The sequence below is a fragment of the Rhodococcus sp. NPDC056960 genome (assembly GCF_042674125.1).
Classification (GTDB): domain Bacteria; phylum Actinomycetota; class Actinomycetes; order Mycobacteriales; family Mycobacteriaceae; genus Rhodococcus_F.
Map to the genome: position 1 here is coordinate 424,213 of NZ_JBHURF010000002.1, position 18,793 is coordinate 443,005.

17 protein-coding genes and 1 pseudogene are annotated in these 18,793 nt (G+C 66.4%); 10 read left to right on the forward strand and 8 right to left on the reverse strand.

Annotated elements, in window-relative coordinates; all coding sequences use genetic code 11:
* The first annotated feature begins 20 nt into the window (after positions 1–20).
* Entirely contained in the window at positions 21–1,634 is a 1,614-nt protein-coding gene (locus tag ACFTWF_RS04950; RefSeq protein WP_378460151.1) for a glycosyltransferase family 87 protein, read from the forward strand.
* Here the strand turns inward: ACFTWF_RS04950 and ACFTWF_RS04955 are convergent.
* Positions 1,631–1,918, reverse strand: coding sequence for a CD225/dispanin family protein (locus ACFTWF_RS04955; RefSeq protein WP_378460152.1), 288 nt, complete (start codon positions 1,916–1,918; stop codon positions 1,631–1,633). The genes ACFTWF_RS04950 and ACFTWF_RS04955 overlap by 4 nt on opposite strands.
* Positions 1,919–2,030: 112 nt before the next feature.
* Entirely contained in the window at positions 2,031–4,325 is a 2,295-nt protein-coding gene (locus ACFTWF_RS04960) for an ATP-binding protein (RefSeq protein ID WP_378460153.1), read from the reverse strand.
* A 223-nt stretch (positions 4,326–4,548) separates the two neighbouring features.
* Between ACFTWF_RS04960 and ACFTWF_RS04965 the strand changes: the two are divergent.
* Positions 4,549–6,196, forward strand: a pseudogene (locus ACFTWF_RS04965) (flavin-containing monooxygenase).
* 27 nt (positions 6,197–6,223) lie between these two features.
* The gene (locus ACFTWF_RS04970; protein WP_378460154.1) at positions 6,224–7,168 is read left to right on the forward strand and encodes an alpha/beta hydrolase; all 945 of its coding nucleotides are present in this window, start codon (positions 6,224–6,226) and stop codon (positions 7,166–7,168) included.
* A gap of 15 nt (positions 7,169–7,183) precedes the next feature.
* On the opposite strand, the gene ACFTWF_RS04975 is transcribed toward ACFTWF_RS04970, so the two are convergent.
* The 3 genes from ACFTWF_RS04975 to ACFTWF_RS04985 all read right to left on the reverse strand — a co-directional run bounded on the left by ACFTWF_RS04975 (position 7,184) and on the right by ACFTWF_RS04985 (position 9,409).
* Positions 7,184–7,768 (reverse strand): GNAT family N-acetyltransferase, encoded by a 585-nt coding sequence (locus tag ACFTWF_RS04975; protein WP_378460155.1) that lies wholly within the window; start codon positions 7,766–7,768, stop codon positions 7,184–7,186.
* Complete coding sequence (locus ACFTWF_RS04980; protein ID WP_378460156.1) at positions 7,765–9,126, reverse strand: hypothetical protein; 1,362 nt, start codon at positions 9,124–9,126, stop codon at positions 7,765–7,767. Before ACFTWF_RS04980 ends, ACFTWF_RS04975 begins: the two co-directional genes overlap by 4 nt.
* A gap of 61 nt (positions 9,127–9,187) precedes the next feature.
* Positions 9,188–9,409, reverse strand: coding sequence for a DUF2945 domain-containing protein (locus ACFTWF_RS04985; protein ID WP_378460213.1), 222 nt, complete (start codon positions 9,407–9,409; stop codon positions 9,188–9,190).
* Positions 9,410–9,570: 161 nt separating this feature from the next.
* Between ACFTWF_RS04985 and rpsF the strand changes: the two genes are divergently transcribed.
* The 7 genes from rpsF (at position 9,571) to ACFTWF_RS05020 (ending at position 15,829) form a co-directional block, all read left to right on the forward strand.
* A complete protein-coding gene (gene rpsF, locus ACFTWF_RS04990) occupies positions 9,571–9,858 on the forward strand; it encodes a 30S ribosomal protein S6 (protein ID WP_005249677.1) in 288 nt (95 codons plus the stop codon).
* Between the two features lie 65 nt (positions 9,859–9,923).
* Positions 9,924–10,445, forward strand: a complete 522-nt coding sequence (locus tag ACFTWF_RS04995; RefSeq protein ID WP_005249678.1) for a single-stranded DNA-binding protein — start codon at positions 9,924–9,926, stop codon at positions 10,443–10,445.
* A gap of 38 nt (positions 10,446–10,483) precedes the next feature.
* Complete coding sequence (gene rpsR / locus ACFTWF_RS05000; protein WP_005249686.1) at positions 10,484–10,726, forward strand: 30S ribosomal protein S18; 243 nt, start codon at positions 10,484–10,486, stop codon at positions 10,724–10,726.
* A 17-nt stretch (positions 10,727–10,743) separates the two neighbouring features.
* Positions 10,744–11,199: a 50S ribosomal protein L9 gene (rplI, locus tag ACFTWF_RS05005; protein WP_185726440.1), complete on the forward strand. Its 456-nt coding sequence runs from the start codon at positions 10,744–10,746 to the stop codon at positions 11,197–11,199.
* A 575-nt stretch (positions 11,200–11,774) separates the two neighbouring features.
* A complete protein-coding gene (gene dnaB, locus ACFTWF_RS05010) occupies positions 11,775–13,928 on the forward strand; it encodes a replicative DNA helicase (RefSeq protein ID WP_378460157.1) in 2,154 nt (717 codons plus the stop codon).
* Positions 13,929–14,660: 732 nt separating this feature from the next.
* On the forward strand, positions 14,661–14,900 hold the full coding sequence (locus ACFTWF_RS05015; protein ID WP_378460158.1) for a hypothetical protein: 240 nt from the start codon (positions 14,661–14,663) through the stop codon (positions 14,898–14,900).
* The gene (locus tag ACFTWF_RS05020) at positions 14,897–15,829 is read left to right on the forward strand and encodes an LAGLIDADG family homing endonuclease (RefSeq protein ID WP_378460159.1); all 933 of its coding nucleotides are present in this window, start codon (positions 14,897–14,899) and stop codon (positions 15,827–15,829) included. Before ACFTWF_RS05015 ends, ACFTWF_RS05020 begins: the two co-directional genes overlap by 4 nt.
* Before the next feature lie 72 nt (positions 15,830–15,901).
* Here the strand turns inward: ACFTWF_RS05020 and ACFTWF_RS05025 are convergent, their stop codons facing one another.
* The 3 genes from ACFTWF_RS05025 to ACFTWF_RS05035 form a co-directional block, all read right to left on the reverse strand.
* Positions 15,902–16,465 carry a nuclear transport factor 2 family protein gene (locus ACFTWF_RS05025; RefSeq protein ID WP_378460160.1) on the reverse strand — a complete coding sequence of 188 codons (564 nt, stop codon included), beginning with the start codon at positions 16,463–16,465 and terminating at the stop codon, positions 15,902–15,904.
* A 14-nt stretch (positions 16,466–16,479) separates the two neighbouring features.
* Positions 16,480–17,853 (reverse strand): flavin monoamine oxidase family protein, encoded by a 1,374-nt coding sequence (locus ACFTWF_RS05030; RefSeq protein WP_378460161.1) that lies wholly within the window; start codon positions 17,851–17,853, stop codon positions 16,480–16,482.
* Positions 17,854–18,067: 214 nt separating this feature from the next.
* Positions 18,068–18,706 (reverse strand): TetR/AcrR family transcriptional regulator, encoded by a 639-nt coding sequence (locus tag ACFTWF_RS05035; RefSeq protein ID WP_378460162.1) that lies wholly within the window; start codon positions 18,704–18,706, stop codon positions 18,068–18,070.
* Between the last annotated feature and the right edge of the window lie 87 nt (positions 18,707–18,793).

Below are 18,793 nucleotides of genomic sequence, written 5' to 3' on the forward strand. Positions count from 1 at the left end.
GCGACCGGTAGCCTCGCGGAGTGGCCGACAACCGTGACGCGCACGCCGTCCGAGACGCGGGCGAGGCGGGATTCGTCTCGCCCGCGCCTCTGGCGAAGGATCGGCGTTCCGCGGACTGGCGCGACCTTCCGGGGCGCACCGACCCGCTGACCGCCGACCTGTCGGGGGTGATCGGCGGTCCGGTCGGACGGCATGCGGTCGTCGGGCGTAGCCGGTTCTTCACACCGATGCGCGCCATCCTGTTGCTGGCGATCGTGTTTCTCGCGCTCGGCTGGTTCGCGAAGGCTCCGTGCATCCAGCAGGCGCCGGTCGGCGCGAACGGCGCGCTCGGACTCGATTGGAGTGGCAGCCGGCAGTACGTCGCGATGTGTTACTCGGACACGGTGCCCCTGTACGGCGCGGAACGGTTGAACGAGGGCGCCTTCCCCTACAAGAAGTGGTGGGAGGAGTCCGCCGGCAACGGCCAGGTGCAACGCCGGTACATGGAGTACCCGGTGATCTCGGGGCTCTACCAGTACGGCGCGATGACGATCGCGAAGTCGTGGGACGCGGTCCACTGGCTGCCCGGTGCGCTGCAGGTCGCGCTCTACTTCAACGTGGTCGCGTTCGGTCTGGCGCTGGCGTGGCTGGTCACGGTGTGGGCCAGCGCGCTGCTGGCCGGGCGCCGCATCTGGGATGCCGCGCTGATCGCCGGGTCCCCGCTCGTGATCGTGCACGTGTTCACGAATTTCGATCCCCTCGCAACGGCTTTCGCGGCGGGCGGCCTGTTGGCGTGGTCGCGGAAACGGCCGGTGCTCGCCGGGATCCTGCTCGGGCTCGGTGGCGCGGCCAAGTTGTATCCGCTGCTCCTGCTCGGACCTCTGCTGGTGCTGTGCCTGCGCACCGGCAAGGTGCGGGAGTGGTCGGTGACGGCGCTGACCGGGGTCGGCGCGTGGGTGGCGGTGAATCTGCCGATCGCCGTGCTGTTCCCGCGCGGCTGGGCCGAGTTCTTCCGGCTCAACTCCGAACGCGGCGCCGACCCGGATTCCGTCTACAACGTCATCTCGTCGTTCACGGGCTGGACCGGATTCGACGGCATCCTCCCGTCCGGTCAGGCGCCCACCGTGCTCAACTCCGTGTCGCTCGTGCTGTTCGTCCTCGTGTGCGTCGGAATCGGATACGTCGCGCTGACGGCGCCGCGCCGGCCGCGGCTGACACAACTGTGCTTCCTGCTGGTGGCGGGTTTCCTGCTCACCAACAAGGTGTGGAGCCCGCAGTACTCGCTGTGGCTGGTGCCGCTGGCCGTGCTCGCGTTCCCGCACCGGCGGATCCTGCTGGCCTGGATGACGATCGACGCGCTGGTGTGGGTGCCGCGCATGTTCTACTACCTGGGCGTGTCCAACAAGGGACTCCCCGAGCAGTGGTTCACCGCCGCGGTGGTGGTCCGCGACGTCGCCGTCGTCGTCATCTGCGCGCTGATCATCCGCCAGATCTACCGTCCCGGCGAGGACCTCGTGCGGTACGGCTTCGTCGACGACCCGGCGGGCGGGGTACTCGACCAGGCCCCCGACGATCAACCGCGGTGGCTGCCGGACTGGTTGCGCCCGCGGGCCCGGGTGGAAGCGACTCCCGCTCCCGGTGTTTCGCCGGCCTAGGACTTCGACAGCACCAGCGCCGCCCCGACGGCGAACACTGCGATCGACACGCCGAGGGCGATCGCGCGGATCGACCACTGGCGGGCGTCGGCGGCGGCGCGCACGGACCGGTCGTATTCGCCGCTCTCCCACAGGCGGTGGACGGTGAGCGAACGCAGCAGCGCGACGATGCCGAACGGCACGAACGCGACGATCGCGACGACGGCGAGCGGCACACCGCTGGCGGGCGGCGGTGCGAGCGGCCCGCGGTAGTCCGCCCCGGTGTCCTGCTGCTGCGACGTCATCCGTTGCCTCCCGGTGGTCCTGCCCACGGCCGGTGGGCGACGACGTGGAGTATAGACCCGTCCAGATGCCCGACTGTGCAGTACCTTTCGGCTACCGGCGGTGACGCCCCGGTTATCGGCCGCTGTCCACGGCCGGAGGATGCGACCGCGCCGCGACCCACGCCGCCACCTGGGTGCGGGAGCCGACGGCGAGCTTGTCGAAGATGTGCTCGACGTGCCCGTCGACGGTGCGCCGCGAAATCACGAGGGCCTCGGCTATCTGCCGATTGCTGAGGCCCTGCGCGAGCAGTTCGGCGATTTCCTGTTCCCGCTTGGTGAGCGGCGACGGCTCGGCGCGGGTGGCGGGCGCGTCCTCGGTTCGGGCGCCGAGCGCGAGGTCGACGGCCTGGTCGATGGTGAGCCGGACCGCGGGTTCCGCGAGCCTGGCGAACTCGTGCGCCCCGACGGTGCCGGAGGCGGCGCGCTCCGACGTCTGTGAGTCGTCGGTGATCTGGGGGCCGAACGCCGCGACGGACGTGCCGAGCCTGTGCCACACCCCTTTCGCGGCACCGCACAGTGTCGCCGCCGCGCTCGCGTCGCCGCTCGATGCGGCCACCCACGACAGCACCTCGATCGACAGGGCCGTGCAGATCTTGTCCTTGAAATCGCGTTGGATCCGCAGCGCCTGCCGGGCGGCGTCGACGGCGTCGTCGTGCCGGCCGAGGTGAAAATAGGCGACGCTCGAAACCCACAGGGCGTAGGCCTTGTTCCACTTCTCGCCGTGCGCGTCGGCGACCGCGATCACGTCGCGGCAGGTGTCCAGTGCGTCGTCGAGGCGGCCGTCGTACGTCTGCGCCATGCCCAGTTCGAACGACGCGGTGAGCGCCGCCGCCGTGTCGCCGACGACGCGTTGAACGGCGATGGAGCCGCGGAACAGCGCGATGGCGTCGCCGGGACGGCCGGAGAACATCGCATGGCTGCCTGCCCAGTGGTCGGCGTTCGCGCGCAGCCGGTCGTCACCGAGTGCCGTCGCGATCGCCGTGCATTCGTCGAGGTGCTCCCGGGCGGCGTCGCGATCACCCTGGATGAGCGCGGTCCACGCGGTCACCCACAGCACGTCCCCCCGCTCCCGGGTGGGTTCGGTGAGCCGGTGGAGGATCCGCTCGAGCCGGGTCCGTCCGTCGGACAGATTGCCGCCGGCGATCCAGTGGTAGCGGAGCGCGACCGCCAGTTCCGCGGCCGCGGCCCGCTGCGAGTCGTCGTGCAGCGCCCAGTCGAGAGCGGCGACGAGGTTGGGGTGGTCGATCCGCAGCTCCGCGAGGATCTCGGATTGTCCTGGCCCGCACCAGTCGAGCGACGACCGGCGGGCGCGCGCCGAATAGTGCTCGAGATGCCGGCGGTACAACTCGTCGCGCTCCCCGCCGAGGTCGAGAAGCTCCTGCCCGTATTCCCGCACCGTCATCAGCTGGGAGTACCGGAGTCGCTCGGTTGAACGGTCCACGGTGACAAGGCTTTTTCCGACCAGCCGGTCGAGGACGTCGATGACAGGTGAGTCGGACAGCGCGCCGAATCCGCAGATCGCCTCGGCTGCCTCGAGATCGAAGCTGCCGGGGAACACGGCCAGCCGGGACCACAGCAGCCGCTCGGTGTCGGAGCACAGTTCGTAACTCCAGTCGATGAGGGCGCGCAGCGTCTGCTGCCGGGGCAGGGCGGCCCGGTCGCCGCCGGTGAGGAGTGCGAACCGCTTGTCGAGGCGCTCGACGAGCTGCGAGGCGGACAGGGATCGGAGCCGGACCGCGGCGAGTTCGATGGCGAGCGGGATCCCGTCGAGCTGATTGCACAACTGCGCGACGGCGTGGGCGTTCGCGTCGGTGAGGCGGAAGTCGGCGACCACGCTCTGCGCGCGTTCCACCAGCAGGGACACGGACTCGAACGGCGCGATGTCGGATGCGCGGCAGTCCTCGATGTCACCCGGAGTGCTCAGCGGCGGAAGGACGTACGTGAATTCCCCGGCGATCCCGAGCGGCTCGCGGCTTGTCGTGAGGATCCGGACCTCCGGCGCGGCGGCGAGGACCGTGCCGACGAATTCGCCTGCGGCGGAGAGCAGGTGCTCGCAGTTGTCGAGGACGATCAGCAGGTGCCGCGACTGCAGGTGGTCGATCACCTTGTCCATCACCGCGCGGCTGGACTGGTCGGTGACGCCGAGCGCGGTCGCTGCCGCGGAGGGCAGCGCGTCGGGGTCGCGGACGGGCGCGAGGTCGATCCATCGGACCGAGTCGCGGAAGGCGCGGGCGGAGCGCACCGCGAGTTCCTCGGCCAGTCGGGTCTTGCCGACGCCGCCGGCACCGAGCAGGGACACGAGCCGGGACTGCTGCAGCCGGGCCCGGGCCTCCTCGATCTCGCGCCGCCGGCCGATGAAGCTGGTCATCGACCTCGTGAGTTCTCTCGAGCGAGTCAGTGGATCTCCCTCTTCCGAGCGGCCAGGGTGTGGCCTGAACGTACCCCCATCGGAATGTGACGGCCAACACAGGTAACGAAGGGGGTGTTTTACCCCGTGTGGGGGTGATGTGACGTGGGTCATCGTGATTGACATGCCCCGGTTGGCCGCTCGAACTCAGCCGGAACCCATCGTTCACGAGGAGCTCAGCACCATGTCAAAGACCATTTCTTCCGCTGACGTCGATGTCGTCGTCGTGGGTGCCGGGTTCGCCGGCCTCTACGCGCTGCGCAAGCTGCGCGACACGATGAACCTGACGACGCGCGTGTTCGAGGCCGGCTCGGACGTGGGCGGCACCTGGTTCTGGAATCGGTACCCGGGAGCCCGCTGTGACATCGAGAGCATCCACTACTCGTACTCGTTCGACGAGGATCTGCAGCAGGAGTGGCAGTGGAGTGAGAAGTTCGCCGGGCAGCCGGAAATCCTCCGCTACCTCGAACACGTCGCCGACCGTTTCGACCTGCGCAAGGAAATCACGTTCGGCACCCGGGTGGTCGGCGTGCACTGGGACGACGAGGACTCGGTGTGGACGGTGCACACCGACGACGGGCAGAGCGTGCGGAGTCGCTTCTTCATCTCGGGTGCGGGCAACCTGTCGGTCCCGAAGACCCCGGAGTTCGGCGGCATCGACAACTTCCGCGGCGAGGTGCTGCTCACCGGCAACTGGCCGCGGGGGGGGCGCCGACTTCACCGGCAAACGCGTCGCGGTGATCGGGACCGGGGCCAGCGGCATCCAGGCCATCCCGTTCATCGCCGAGGAGGCGGCCGAACTGGTGGTGTTCCAGCGGACCCCCAACTTCGCCACCCCCCTCGGCAACGGTCCGATCGACCCGGACGAGGTCGCCGAGATCAAGAGCAATTACGGCGAGGTCCGGGACGCGGCCCGCAACCACTTCCTCGGCGTCCCGTTCACTCAGGTGCAGCCGTCCGCGCTCGCCGTCGACGCCGACGAGCGTCGCCGCACGTTCGACGAACGCTGGAACGCCGGCGGGTTCCGGCTGTTCATCGACTCCTACCAGGACATCCTGTTCGACAAGGCCGCCAACGACACGATCGCCGACTACATCCGGGAGCGCATCCACGAGCGCGTCCAGGACCCGGCGAAGGCGGCGACGCTGGCGCCGACGGGCTACGCGTACGGCACCAAGCGTCCCCCGCTCGAGACCAACTACTACGAGGCGTTCAACCGCGACTCGGTGAGCGTCGTCGACGTGAAGTCCACGCCGATCGACGAGATCACCGCGAGCGGAGTCCGGGTCGGCGACCGTGTCTACGAGGTCGACACCATCGTCCTGGCAACCGGATTCGACGCGATGACCGGTCCGCTGATGGCCATGGACATCCGCGGTCGCGGCGGGCTGCCGCTGGCCGAGAAGTGGGAGCACGGGCCCCGGACGTACCTCGGGATCATGGTCAACGAGTTCCCGAACCTGTTCCTCGTCACCGGACCGCAGTCGCCGTCGGTGCTGTACAATATGCCGCTCGCCATCGAGGACCACGTCGACTTCGCCACCGACGCGATCGACCATCTGAACGAGCGCGGCCTCGACGTCATCGAGCCCACCGCACAGGCCGAAAGCGACTGGGGTGCATTGACCAACGAGATCGCCGACCAGACCCTGCTGCCGGAGACGAACTCGTGGTACATGGGCGCGAACATTCCCGGCAAGCCCCGCGCCTGCATGGTCTACCTCGGCGGTGCCCCCACCTACCGGGCGACGTGCGCGGAGGTCGTCGAGGCCGGCTACTCCGGCTTCGACCTCGCCCCGGCCGAGGCCCGCGCCGCCGCCACCGTGTCCTGACCAGAACCCCCGACAGAGGAGACCGACATGGCACTCGACGCACACGCAGCAGAACTGATCGCCGGACTGCAGGCGCAGGGTATGAAGGCTTTCGCGCAGATGACCGTGGACGAGGCCCGCGCGGTGGTGGGCACGTTCACCGGACTGCAGGCCCCACCCGAACCGGTCGCGCGGGTGGCGGACGCGCACTATGTCAGCGGCGGCACGCAGATTCCGCTGCGGATCTACGTGCCCGACGGTCCGGCACCGCATCCGGTGGTCCTGTACTTCCACGGCGGCGGGTTCGTCGCCGGCGACCTCGACGTGGTCGACGAACCGGCGCGGGCGGTCGCGAACGGCGCAGGCGCGGTCGTGGTGGCCGCGACGTACCGCCGCGCTCCCGAACATCGCTTCCCCGCCGCCGCCGACGACGCCGCGGCCGCCCTGCGGTGGGTGGCCGACACCGTCGCCGAGTACGGCGGTGACCCCGGCAACGTCGTCGTCATGGGCGACAGCGCCGGGGGGAACCTGGCGGCCGTCACCGCGCTGCGGGCCCGCGACGCGGGCGGACCCCACCTGCGGGGGCAGGTGCTGATCTACCCGGTCGTCGACCCGAACGCCGAGTTCCTGTCCCGGCGGGAGTTCGCCGAGGGGTACGTCATCGGCGCCGGCGACCTCGACTGGTTCTGGAGCAACTACCTGTCCTCGCCCGACGACGCGCAACATCCGTATGCGGTCCCGAGTCGCGCCGCGAGCCTCGAGGGGCTTCCGCCGGCCCTCGTGCTCACCACCGAGAACGAGGTGGCCCGCGACGAGGCCGAGGCGTACGCCGCGTCGCTGCGGCAGGCCGGGGTCGACACCGAGGCGATCCGGTTCGACGGTCTGATCCACGGAGCGTTCTGGATGTCCGGAGCGGTGCCGCGCAGCAGTGAAATGCGTACGGCGGTCGTCGAGTTCGTGAAGGGGGTCACGGCCACCGCCCCCGTCGTGTGACGTGACCCGATCGTGTCAGCCCTCGACTCGCGCCTCGAGTCGGGGGCTGACGCGTGGCCATTCCTCGTCGATCATCGAGAAGAGCGCGGTGTTGCGCCAGGTCCCGTCCCGGCGGCGTCGGTGCTTGCGCAGGATGCCCTCGAACTCGGCTCCGAGCTTGGCGATGGCGCCGCGGGAGTGGGCGTTGCGTTCGTCGGTGTGCCATTCGACGCGGACGGCGCCGAGGTCTTCGAACGCCCGGCGCAGCAACAGCAGTTTCGACTCGGGGTTGACGAGCGTGCCCTGCGCCGACCGGGACAACCAGGTGTGCCCGATCGCGAGGCTGCGGTTCTTCGGGTCGATCAGATACAGCGACGTCGAACCGACGATCCTCCCGGCGGCGGCGTCGATCTGCGCGTACGCCAGCCGGGCCGGATCCTCGTCGGCGGCGCGGACGAACGCCGCCGCGTCGTCGCGATCGGCGATGGCGACCGACGTCCAGTGAAAGATCCGGGGGTCGTCGACCGCGGCCAGCAGTCCGTCGACGTGCTCCTCGCCCAGCGGCTCGAGTCGCACGTGCCGCCCGGTGAGAGTGGGGTGCGCGAACCAGGATTCGCTCATCGCACCGGCTCGGGAGACTTCAGCATCGGCCGCTGGTCCGAATCGGGACCGGTGTGTCCGCGCACAGGAGGATGCCGAAGCGTGGCGCGCAGGAACACGAAGAACAGCACCACCAGCAGTCCCGCGCGGCCCCACACCCCGAACTTCACCAGAACCTCGAACGTCGACGCGTCCGTCTGCGCGGCGAGGGCGCCGAAGTACTTGAAGACGCCGATCCCCATCGACAGGTCGGCCACGAGGTACGCCGCGACGAGCCCCCACGGGACGCGCAGCAGAACGAAGAACGGGATGAGCCACAGCGTGTACTGCGGCGAGTGCACCTTGTGCAGCAGCAGGAAACCGCACAGCATGGCCGCGCTGACGGCGATCCACGGGTACACGCCGTCGCGGTGGAATCGCATCCAGCCGAGCCGCAGGGCGATCGCGAACGCGACGCACACGAGGAGCGGCGACAGCAGGCTCACCGTCTGGTCGTACGCCGGGAGCGGGACGTCGTCGGAGACCGGACCGAACAGTGGTCGCAGGCCCCAGTACCAGATGGAATTCGTGGTGAGGTCGGCCTGGCGGTTCTGCTGGAACGTGAACGACGCCCGCCACCCGCTGTAGGAGATGAGGGCGAACGGGAGGTTCACCGCTACGACGGTGGTGATCGCGGCGGCCGCGACCATCAACGCGCCGCGCACGTCGTAGCGTCGTCCCGCGGTGCCGTTGCGGGTGAGGACGTACGCCATCAGCGGGAGCACGAACGCGCCCGGATACAGCTTCAGACAGAAACCGACGGCGAGGAGCACCGCCGCGAGGACGGCGCGGGCGCGGAGCGGGATGCGCTCGAACGTCATGACGAAGATCGCGGCCACCGACGTCGCGACCACCGGCAGTTCCCAGTTGTGGAACGCGTACAGGACCAGCGGCGGAGTCGCCGACCACAGCAGCGCCCACCACCCCGCGAGACGTCCCAGCATCCACGCCGTGAGCAGGCCGAACGGTGCGAGGATCAGAGCCGAGTGCAGCAGGAAGTCGGCGTCGGTGTGGGAACCGATACCGCCGAGCCACATGAGGACACCGCTCAGGACCGGGTACTCGACGGTGCCGCCGGTGAGCACGCCGTCGGCGTTGATCCCGCCGGTGACGTACGGGAAGACGTGCAGGTTGACGTCGCGTCCGAGCCACAGGAACTGGATGTCGGAGTAGCAGACCTGCGTGTCCTTGATGCGGTCGAAGAGCAGGCTTCGCCCGACGCCGTCGAACGGCGCCCCTGCGCACCGCGCCTTCTGCAGGTAGCCGGCGAGCATGGCGAGACCCGCCAACCCGACGACGACCGCCGTGATCGGCGACCGCTGCCGAGCTCCGATATGCATGAATCCACATTAGGGTGCGCGGGCCCCCGCGTGCGACGCGGAAACGCCGTGCGTGCGGCGGTCAGTCCCCCGTCCGGCGCAGGGCGTCGGGCTTGTGGACCGCGTCCTTCCCGCTCTTGTCGCTGACGACGCGGTACTGCGGGTCGTCCTCGGAGGCCCGCACGGTGCGGCCCGCGGCCTCCGTGTCGTCGGTGATCTTCTCCTCGACCTCGCCGGACGTGGTGGTGCCGTGCGTCTTCCACTCCACCTTGTCGCCCCGGTGCAAATTCTTGTCTGCTGCCATCGTGTCGGCGTACCCGTCCGTACCCCCGGTCACACCGGACGACCTGATTTCGCTGGTCAGGGGCTCGTCATGTACCCTGCAAAGGTTGCTGACGCAACGACCCTCCTGCCACGGACAGTCCGTGGCCGTTTTCACTAGTCCATAGGAGGTGATGAGGTCTTATGCGTCATTACGAATTGATGGTCATCCTTGACCCCAGCCTGGACGAGCGCACTGTTGCTCCTTCGCTGGATACGTTCCTCAATGTTGTTCGCCAGGACGGCGGCAAGATCGACAAGGTCGATGTCTGGGGTAAGCGTCGTCTCGCCTACGAGATCCTGAAGCACAGCGAAGGCATCTACGCGGTGATCGACATCAGCGCTACGCCCGCCACCGTCGCGGAGCTCGATCGTCAGCTCGGTCTGAACGAGTCGGTGCTGCGTACGAAGGTTCTGCGCCACAACAAGTGATTTCTGTCGGTCACCAGCCCTAGGCTCGTGCCCAACCGAACTCCACATTCTGCAGGAGGAACCATATGGCAGGCGACACCGTCATCACCGTCATCGGAAACTTGACGGCTGATCCGGAGCTTCGATTCACCCCCGCGGGTGCCGCGGTCGCGAACTTCACTGTCGCGTCCACGCCCCGCACCTTCGACCGTCAGACCAATGAATGGAAAGACGGCGAAGCACTGTTTCTGCGTTGCAACATCTGGCGCGAGGCAGCCGAGAACGTCGCGGAGAGCTTGACCCGTGGCTCGCGAGTGATCGTGAGCGGCCGGCTCAAGCAGCGCTCCTACGAAACTCGTGAAGGTGAAAAGCGCACTGTCGTCGAGCTCGAGGTCGACGAGATCGGCCCCTCGCTGAGGTACGCCACGGCCAAGGTCAACAAGGCCAACCGTGGTGGCGGCAGCGGCGGTGGCTTCGGTTCCTCCGGCGGATCGGGCGGCGGACGTCCGCAATCCAACACCGGCGGAGATGATCCGTGGGGCAGCGCGCCGCAGGCGTCCGGCTCCTTCGGAGGCTCTGGTGGTGGGAGCGACGAACCCCCGTTCTGATCCGTACCTGATCGGAACATCCAGAAAAGAGCAAACAAATGCCGAAGCCGCCCTTGCGCGACAAGGTAATGAAGAAGAAGATCTGCATCTTCTGCAAAGAGAAGAACACGCAGATCAACTACAAGGACACGACGCTGCTGCGTAAGTACGTCAGCGACCGCGGCAAGATCCGCGCGCGCCGTGTCACCGGCAACTGCGTCCAGCACCAGCGCGACGTTGCCATTGCCGTCAAGAACTCACGTGAGGTGGCGTTGCTGCCTTACGCCACCGTGGCTCGCTAAGGAAAGGGAGGAAAGACATGAAGCTCATCCTCACCGCTGACGTGGACAACCTCGGTGCGCCTGGCGACACCGTCGAGGTCAAGGACGGCTACGGCCGCAACTACCTGCTGCCCCGCGGCCTGGCCATCGTCGCCACCCGTGGCGCCGAGAAGCAGGTCGAGGGCATCCGTCGTGCGCAGGAAGCCCGCGCCGTGCGCGGTCTCGACCACGCCAAGGAGCTCAAGGACGCCATCGAGGGTCTCGAGAACATCTCGCTGACGGTCAAGACCGCCGGTGACAAGGGCAAGCTCTTCGGTTCGGTGACCGCCGCCGACGTTGCCGGTGCCATCAAGGCCGCCGGTGGACCCGTCGTCGACAAGCGCAGCCTCGAGCTGCCGAAGGCTCACATCAAGGCGACCGGCAAGCACGCCATCGTCGTGAACCTGCACCCCGACGTGGTTGCGAAGTTCCACCTGAACGTCGTCGGCGCCTAGTCGACTCGTTCACACACAGGCCCCCCGGACGCCTCGGCGTGCGGGGGGCCTGCGTTTGTCGATTCCGGCTTCCGCTTGCCCTCTCGAGCCCGTTTCCGGGGGTGTGAGGCGCGCAGGGGACTGGCTTCCAGGCGTGACTGGAAGTTAGCCGCCCCCGCCGGCGGTGTGTGAGGTGAATCATATTGCCACGCAGGGGCGATCAACTCAACACGCCCGAGTCGTCAACGCGAAAGACACGCCGAACGGGTTTTCATCCACAGTGGGGAGAATCAAAAAAACTGCTTTGATCTGGGGATTTGGGATTGTGATATGTACTTATCCTCAGGTTATCCCCATGGGGTTAACACACGTCCCCAGCGGTTTACACAATTTGTCCCCAACTGTGTACACAGGCCGGTTTGAACCCTGGGTAGCTAATCCCTAACGTCGTCCCAGCGTGTCTCACGATCACGACGTCGGCTGCCGCGGAGAGCCTGCGAATGTTGTCGGTGGGGGCGAGTACAAAGAGTTCGTAGCACCAACACCGGGAAGCTTTTCCCGGGGCGGCGCAACAGTTGATGGGGAAGGTCGGTCGAGTGGCTGTAGTAGACGATCGGGGCCATTCCGAATACCCGGGTCCGCCCGACGCGGAGCCCGGTGAAGAGTTCGGCCGGCAGCCCCCTCAGGACATGGCGGCGGAGCAGTCGGTGCTCGGCGGCATGCTCCTCAGCAAGGACGCCATCGCCGACGTGCTCGAGGTCCTCCGCCCCGGCGACTTCTACCGTCCCGCGCATCAGTCGGTGTACGACGTGATCCTCGACCTCTACAGCCGCGGTGAGCCCGCCGACCCGGTGACGGTGTCCGCGGAACTGGATCGCCGTGGCGAACTCCGTCGCATCGGTGGCGCGTCCTATCTGGTGACGCTCACCCAGACGGTGCCCACCGCCGCCAACGCCGGCTACTACGCCGAGATCGTGGCGGAGAAGGCCATCCTGCGTCGCCTCGTCGACGCCGGCACCCGCATCGTCCAGTACGGCTACACCGGCGCCGACGGACAGGACGTCGCCGAGGTCGTCGACCGCGCGCAGGCCGAGATCTTCGAGGTCACCGAACGCCGCACCACCGAGGACTTCGTACCCCTCGAAGAGCTCCTGCAGCCCACGATGGACGAGATCGACTCCATCGCCAGCCGCGGCGGCATCTCCCTCGGTGTACCCACCGGCTTCGTCGAACTCGACGAGATCACCAACGGACTCCACCCCGGTCAGATGATCATCGTCGCGGCGCGTCCCGGTGTCGGTAAGGCGCTCGCCCTCGACACCCCCCTCGCCACGCCTACCGGCTGGACCACCATGGGTGACGTCCAGGTCGGCGACCACCTCATCGACGCCGACGGCAAGCCCACCCGCGTCGTCGCCGCCACCGACGTCATGGTCGGCCGACCCTGCTACGAGGTGGAATTCTCCGACGGCACGGTTCTCGTCGCCGACGAGCAGCATCAGTGGCTGACGAACGTCGACGGCCGGGCCGCCGTCCGCACCACGGCTCAGATCGCCGGTTCCGTCGACCGCGAGCATCAGGTCGCGCACACGCGCGCGCTCCAGTTGCCGACGTCGGCTGTGCGCGTCGACCCCTACGCTCTGGGAGCCTCGCTCCCCGTTCAGGCCGATGCCAAGCGAATTCCGGCGGAATTGTTGCGCGGTTCGGAAGCCGAGCGTCGCGAGTTGCTCGCCGGCCTGCTCGATGTAGCAGGATCGGTCACCGACGACGGCTCGGTGCTGTTCGAGACCGGCAGCCTCCCGCTGTCCGACGATGTCGCCGAACTCGTGATCGGCCTGGGATACGACTCCCGTCGTGTCGGTGGAGGTATCACCTTCAGCGCCGACGAAGAGGTGTTCCAGCTCCACCGGAAAGCGATCCGGCACAAGGAGCTTCGCAGCGAGGTCGACGGTGCGCGCCACATCATCGCAGTGCGCCAGGTCGACAGCGTCCCCGTCCGCTGCGTCGAGGTCGACAACGCCGACCACCTGTACCTTGCGGGCCGGTCGATGGTGCCCACCCACAACTCCACGCTCGGAATGGATTTCCTGCGCTCGTGCTCCGTGAAGCACGGCATGGCCAGCGTCATGTTCTCGCTCGAGATGAGCAAGACCGAGATCGTCATGCGTCTGCTGTCGGCGGAGGCGAAGATCAAGCTCGGCGACATGCGCTCCGGCAAGATGACCGACGACGACTGGACGAAGCTGGCTCGCCGCATGAGCGAGATCAGTGAGGCCCCGCTCTTCATCGACGACTCGCCGAACCTCACCATGATGGAGATTCGCGCAAAAGCCCGGCGGCTCAAGCAGAAACACGACATCAAGCTGATCGTGATCGACTACCTGCAGCTGATGAGCTCCGGTAAGAAGGTCGAGTCACGTCAGCAGGAAGTCTCCGAGTTCTCGCGTAGCCTCAAGCTTCTGGCGAAGGAACTCGAAGTTCCCGTGGTCGCGATCTGCCAGCTGAACCGTGGTCCCGAACAGCGGCAGGACAAGCGCCCGCAGGTCGCTGACCTGCGCGAATCCGGATCGCTAGAACAGGATGCCGACATGGTGATCCTGCTTTACCGCCCCGACGCGACCGAACGCGACGACCCCCGCGGCGGCGAGGCCGACCTCATCCTCGGTAAGCACCGTAACGGTCCGACCGCGACAATCACTGTGGCGCACCAGCTTCACCTGTCCAAGTTCGTGGATATGGCGAGAGGTTAGGCGGCAGCAGTAGCAGCAAAAGCAGTTGTTCGCGCGGCGGCGCCACCTCCCTGGGGGTGGCGCCGCCGCTGTGATTGTGGCTGCTTTTCCCGGTCAGTAATCGCCGTACGCTTCGCTATTGCCTTCTCCGGCTTCGAATGCCGTCATCGGCGAAGCCTGACGCGTTCGCGTCGAGGCCGCCCCTGGCATCCCAGCTCAATGAAGGGGTGGCCGCATCAGTATCTGGCCGACCTCGAGCAGGAACTCGGAGACTCTTCCGGTGTTGCGAAAGGAGATTCCTTCTTTCGCAGCGGTGTAGAACCTTTCGTCGCCAAACGGCCATTGAGTCGCGAAATATGCTGTAGGTGTTAGCAATTGTAGAATCAAGGGTGTTGCTGACGAACGTCCTTCGTGGCCATCTGCTCAATTGCTCGTTAACCTACGGGAGATCCTGGTGGATCACAACTCCTTGTTGCTCCATCTTCCAAAACCTATTGTGCCACTGATTATTTAGATACAATCATTCAACTAGTCGCTCAAAACGGGGGAGTAGTCATGGGTGGGGAACTGGGATCGATTGTAAGCGGTCTACTGGAACTCGTATCGGAGGGATGGGGTCCTTCGAGTCCAGCTTCAGGCATACCTTCGTCTGCGCGGGTGTTGCGCGCCGACACGGGAGCGCCTGTCAAGATGGGCGAGCTCGCGTGTTCGGTTGAACCGCAATGTGTGTGGTCATTAGGTGAGGATCTGCGAATGGTCGCCAGACCACTGGGTAAGGTTGTTCGTGCCGGAGTGGCCAATGTCCTCCGTGTGCATCTCGCGTCGGGTCGTCAAATCGAACTGTCGCGCGACCAGGAGTTCAGAACGGTGAACGGCTGGATTCCGCTGACAAAACTGGAGATCGGTCAACGACTGGCTATCCGCGATACGTACCCGAACCAATTCATGGGACGCAACTTGCTGATGCTGAGATCATTCTGCTGGCGCACATGATCGGGGACGGATCGTGCGTAAAGCGCCAGCCCATCCGCTACGCATCGATCGATGAACAAAATCTCGCAGCTGTGACTACGGCGGCCGCCCACTTCGGTGTCACCGCGGTTCGTGACGAGTATCCAGCTGCGCGGTGTATCACGCTGCGATTGCCGGCGCCCTATAGGCTCGGGCATGGCAAGCGCAATCCCATTGCAGCCTGGCTCGATGAGCTTGGACTCTTCGGAATGCGCAGCTATGACAAGTTCGTTCCCAAAGTGATATTCGACGTGGGGAACCATCAAGTTGCGCTGTTTCTGCGACATCTGTGGGCCACGGATGGCTCGGTTCGGTGGGACGAGAAGGGGAATGAGGGACGCGTGTATTACGCGTCGACGAGTCGTCGCCTGGTCGACGACATTGCGATGCTACTGCTCCGGCTCGGCGTTCACGGACGGATCAAACGGGTCCCTCAGTCGGGTTACCGTGATTGCTGGTTCTTGACAATTGCCGGAAGCCAGAACCAGACGCAGTTTCTCTCCGTGGTGGGTGTGCATGGTGCCAGAGGCGAAGCTGCGCGGAGGGTGCTGGGTGAGCTTTCGTCGGTGGCCCCCAACCTGAACGTCGATACCATTCCGAATGAGGTCTGGGTCCAAGTTCGCGAGATTCTGGCATCAAACGGTGTCACACACCGTGCATTCGCAGCAGCAATGAATACCAAATTCTGCGGATCGACCCTGTGGAAGCATGCTGTGAGTCGTTCCCGACTCGCCAAGGTCGCCGAGGTGCTCGACGACGATGGCCTCAGGGTCCTCGCCACGAGCGACGTGTTCTGGGACAGAGTCGTTGACATAGTCAGCGGGAGGACTCAGGAGGTATTCACGTGCTCCGTGCTGGGCGCGGACAACCTGGTCGTAGACGGCGTTGTGGTGCGGCAAACTCAGCAATAGAGCGTGCCTGCCACCAACTCGAGGCCTGGTTATGGCGCTGCGCACCGGGGACCTCGCGACCGGCTGGCCCGGTCAACCACGGCTGCCGGGTGGCGTCGCAGCAGGGCTCTGGGGGTGATGGTGGTTCCGTCGAGGCGCATTTGTGAGTCGTCCCAGCCGATACGCGACCGATGCGAGCACGACTTTCGGCGAGGTAAGAAGAAGCCGAAGGCGCGCGATCGGCGAGTTGCTCGCGCGAATATCGAGGTAGGAATACATCTGGTGACGCACGACCAGTCCATCTCGGAAGGTCCAGATCTCGATTCCGGATTGTCGGTCTGCTCCGCCGAATCCGCCTGTCCAGGTGATCACGACCGTGTTCGGTTCGGCGCACACCACGGTCTTGCGGACGCGTAACCGCAGCCGTGTGCACACGGCGAACAGTTCGGTGGCGGCCGTCCGGATGGCCGCGATACCGTCGTGTCTGTCGTAGGCGCCGTCCATGATCCATTCGGCAACCGCATCGGGTGCGTAGAGGGCGAGTAGTTCGTCGATGCGACCGTTGTTGGTGACTCTTTCGGCTTCGACGGCGAAGTGGATCGGGTCGATATGCTTCTGTGGCACAGACTTCGGTGCGTTGGTGGTGCCGTCCATCATTATCGGTCCTTCGATTAGTGTGGGCGGTTGGTGGCATTAGCGGTGTTGTGCCGCAGGGCATGTGCGACCTCGTGTGCGGCTCGCTCGCCGGATTCGATGGCCCCTTCGATGTATCCGGCGTGCTCGCTTGCGGTTTCGGTGCCGGCCCAGTGAATGTCGCCGATCGGTTCGGAGGGAAACGGGAACGATCCCTCCGGGTTGCCTGCTGTCGGTAGTGCCGAATATCCCCCGATCGCATGTTCGTCGAGGTGCCAGGACTTCTCGTGCCAGCTCGCCGGCCGGCGGATCTCCGGTGACCCGATGGCGGCGGCGAGGGGGCCCAGGAGCGCCCGCTGGCGGCCGGCTTCGTCGAGTCCGTCGAGTTCCCGCGCTTCTCGACCGCCTACCAGCACACAGAGGTGGCCCGGCCCGCCGGGCGGGGAGGTATCGAAGACCGCGAAACCGGGGCGATCGAGGAACATGAATTCGGCGTCTGTAGTGGAGCGCCAGAACGGCTGCCGGTAGACCGCGACCGCCTTGTACACCGAACCCATGTACGTGTTTTGCTCGAGACGGTGACGATTGGCCGGATGCGGAGGGTCGAAGGTGATCGTGGCCGCCGCCGGGGGCGGCACCGACACGATCACCTTGGACGCCCGGACGAGAGCCGATGCCGACTGGAGGACGATTCCGCGGCCGTTTTGGCTGATGGACGTCACTCGACTGCCGGTCAGCACCCGCGGTCCGAGTTCATCGGCAATTCTGTCGGTCAGTGTTCCTGCCCCCTCGACGATCAGACTCTCCTGAGCACCGCCGTTCGTCGACAACATCGTGGACAGTCCGCCCTGGTAATCGATCATCTTGACGAACGCGTCCATCGAGAAGCGGTCGAGATCTGCCGTGGTCGAGATCTCGACGAGTACCTCCAGGAGGCGGCGAGCTCTGGCGGCCGGCACGGTGTTCAGCCACTCCCGTACGGTCGTCGAGTTCCATCGCTTCGGCGCTCCTCGCCTCGCCCGGATCTCCCAGACCGACAGCACGGCAGTGGCCAGCAGCATGGACGGACTCACGGCCGAGACGGTGCGACCGTCGCCGACGACCATCGGCCGCTTCGGTGTGTGCATCGGAAACACGGTGGTCCCGAGTTCGGCGGCCAGGGCAGAGAACCGGTGGTGTCCGTGACCGATCCACTGGCCACCCAGGTCGAACCGCGAGCCCAGCGCTGAGGTGTCGGCCATCATCCGGCCACCGGTGCGGTCCGCGGATTCGAGTACCAGGACGTCGAGCCCCTGACGGTGCAGCGCTCTCGCTGCGATCAGACCCGACATGCCGGCACCGACCACCGCGACGGTGGTCTCGCGTGAGGTTGCCTGCTCGTCGTTCGAGCTGTCGGTGGGGTGTTGGTTCATAGATCTCACTCCGATCGTTGATCGACGGTGAACGAGGCGACTGCCTGTTGACTTCGTCCGCGGCGCCGAGCTTTCGCCAGGGCGCGGGGCACGGAGAGCGCCGTGCGCATTTGTAAGTCGGACATCCGTACGAGTTACCGTAGAAGGAGATCTTCGCGAACGCAATAGTCGTCGCGTCGTGGCCGGCTCGGGCGCCGGCGTTCGGGTCTCGGCCTCAGGCCGTCTCGGCCTTCGCCGCCTTCGTGCGCGCGACCGGCTGCGGGTCGGCGAACAGGACGAGCATGTCCAGCGCGTGGCCGAGGTCGCGTCGCGCGCGGTCGGGATCGGGCTTGGCGATGTACTGCAGGATCAGCCCGTCGACCTGGGCCAGCGCGATCCGCCCGAGGGTGTCGAAGCCGACGGCACAGCGTTCGCCCGCCGCTTGCGCCGCCCGCTCGCAGAACTCGGTGACCAGCGCGCTGTAGCGCTCGTACTGCAGCCGCGCCAATCCGCCATCGGAATCGCTGCGCAGCGAATAGGTCAGCAACTCGTACTGCATGATCTGCAGCCCGACCCTGCTCGTGACCAGTTTCTTCCAGAAGTTGCCCACGCCGTGTCGCAGCGCATGTTCGACGCCCTTGTCGACCGCGAGTTCGGTGCGCAGCGTCTCGGAGATCTCACTGATGACGGTCGCGATGACGGCCTTTAGGAGCTGGTCCTTGCTGGGGAAGACGTAGTGCAGCGTGCCGAGCGGAATGCCGGCCCGCGCGGCGACGGCCCTAAGGGTGGTACCCGGCACGCCCGTCTCGCTGAACTCCCTGATCGCCGCCGCGACGATCTGCTCCTCGCGCTCGGACGCCTTGACGTAGGCCACCGCTCTTCCTCCTCCGACGTCCCCTGTGGACTCGACCTCACTCTTGCATACCCCGCCACTGTGATCTAGGTTACGGTCGGACAACCG

Bases quoted from the DNA above. Each gene is read 5' to 3' on its own strand.
- ACFTWF_RS04955 (WP_378460152.1), bottom strand. From the start codon at position 1,918: ATGACGTCGCAGCAGCAGGACACCGGGGCGGACTACCGCGGGCCGCTC.
- ACFTWF_RS04960 (WP_378460153.1), bottom strand. From the start codon at position 4,325: ATGACCAGCTTCATCGGCCGGCGGCGCGAGATCGAGGAGGCCCGGGCC.
- ACFTWF_RS04970 (WP_378460154.1), top strand. From the start codon at position 6,224: ATGGCACTCGACGCACACGCAGCAGAACTGATCGCCGGACTGCAGGCG.
- ACFTWF_RS04975 (WP_378460155.1), bottom strand. From the start codon at position 7,768: ATGAGCGAATCCTGGTTCGCGCACCCCACTCTCACCGGGCGGCACGTG.
- ACFTWF_RS04980 (WP_378460156.1), bottom strand. From the start codon at position 9,126: ATGCATATCGGAGCTCGGCAGCGGTCGCCGATCACGGCGGTCGTCGTC.
- ACFTWF_RS04985 (WP_378460213.1), bottom strand. From the start codon at position 9,409: ATGGCAGCAGACAAGAATTTGCACCGGGGCGACAAGGTGGAGTGGAAG.
- rpsF (WP_005249677.1), top strand. From the start codon at position 9,571: ATGCGTCATTACGAATTGATGGTCATCCTTGACCCCAGCCTGGACGAG.
- ACFTWF_RS04995 (WP_005249678.1), top strand. From the start codon at position 9,924: ATGGCAGGCGACACCGTCATCACCGTCATCGGAAACTTGACGGCTGAT.
- rpsR (WP_005249686.1), top strand. From the start codon at position 10,484: ATGCCGAAGCCGCCCTTGCGCGACAAGGTAATGAAGAAGAAGATCTGC.
- rplI (WP_185726440.1), top strand. From the start codon at position 10,744: ATGAAGCTCATCCTCACCGCTGACGTGGACAACCTCGGTGCGCCTGGC.
- ACFTWF_RS05015 (WP_378460158.1), top strand. From the start codon at position 14,661: ATGGTCGCCAGACCACTGGGTAAGGTTGTTCGTGCCGGAGTGGCCAAT.
- ACFTWF_RS05020 (WP_378460159.1), top strand. From the start codon at position 14,897: ATGATCGGGGACGGATCGTGCGTAAAGCGCCAGCCCATCCGCTACGCA.
- ACFTWF_RS05025 (WP_378460160.1), bottom strand. From the start codon at position 16,465: ATGATGGACGGCACCACCAACGCACCGAAGTCTGTGCCACAGAAGCAT.
- ACFTWF_RS05030 (WP_378460161.1), bottom strand. From the start codon at position 17,853: ATGAACCAACACCCCACCGACAGCTCGAACGACGAGCAGGCAACCTCA.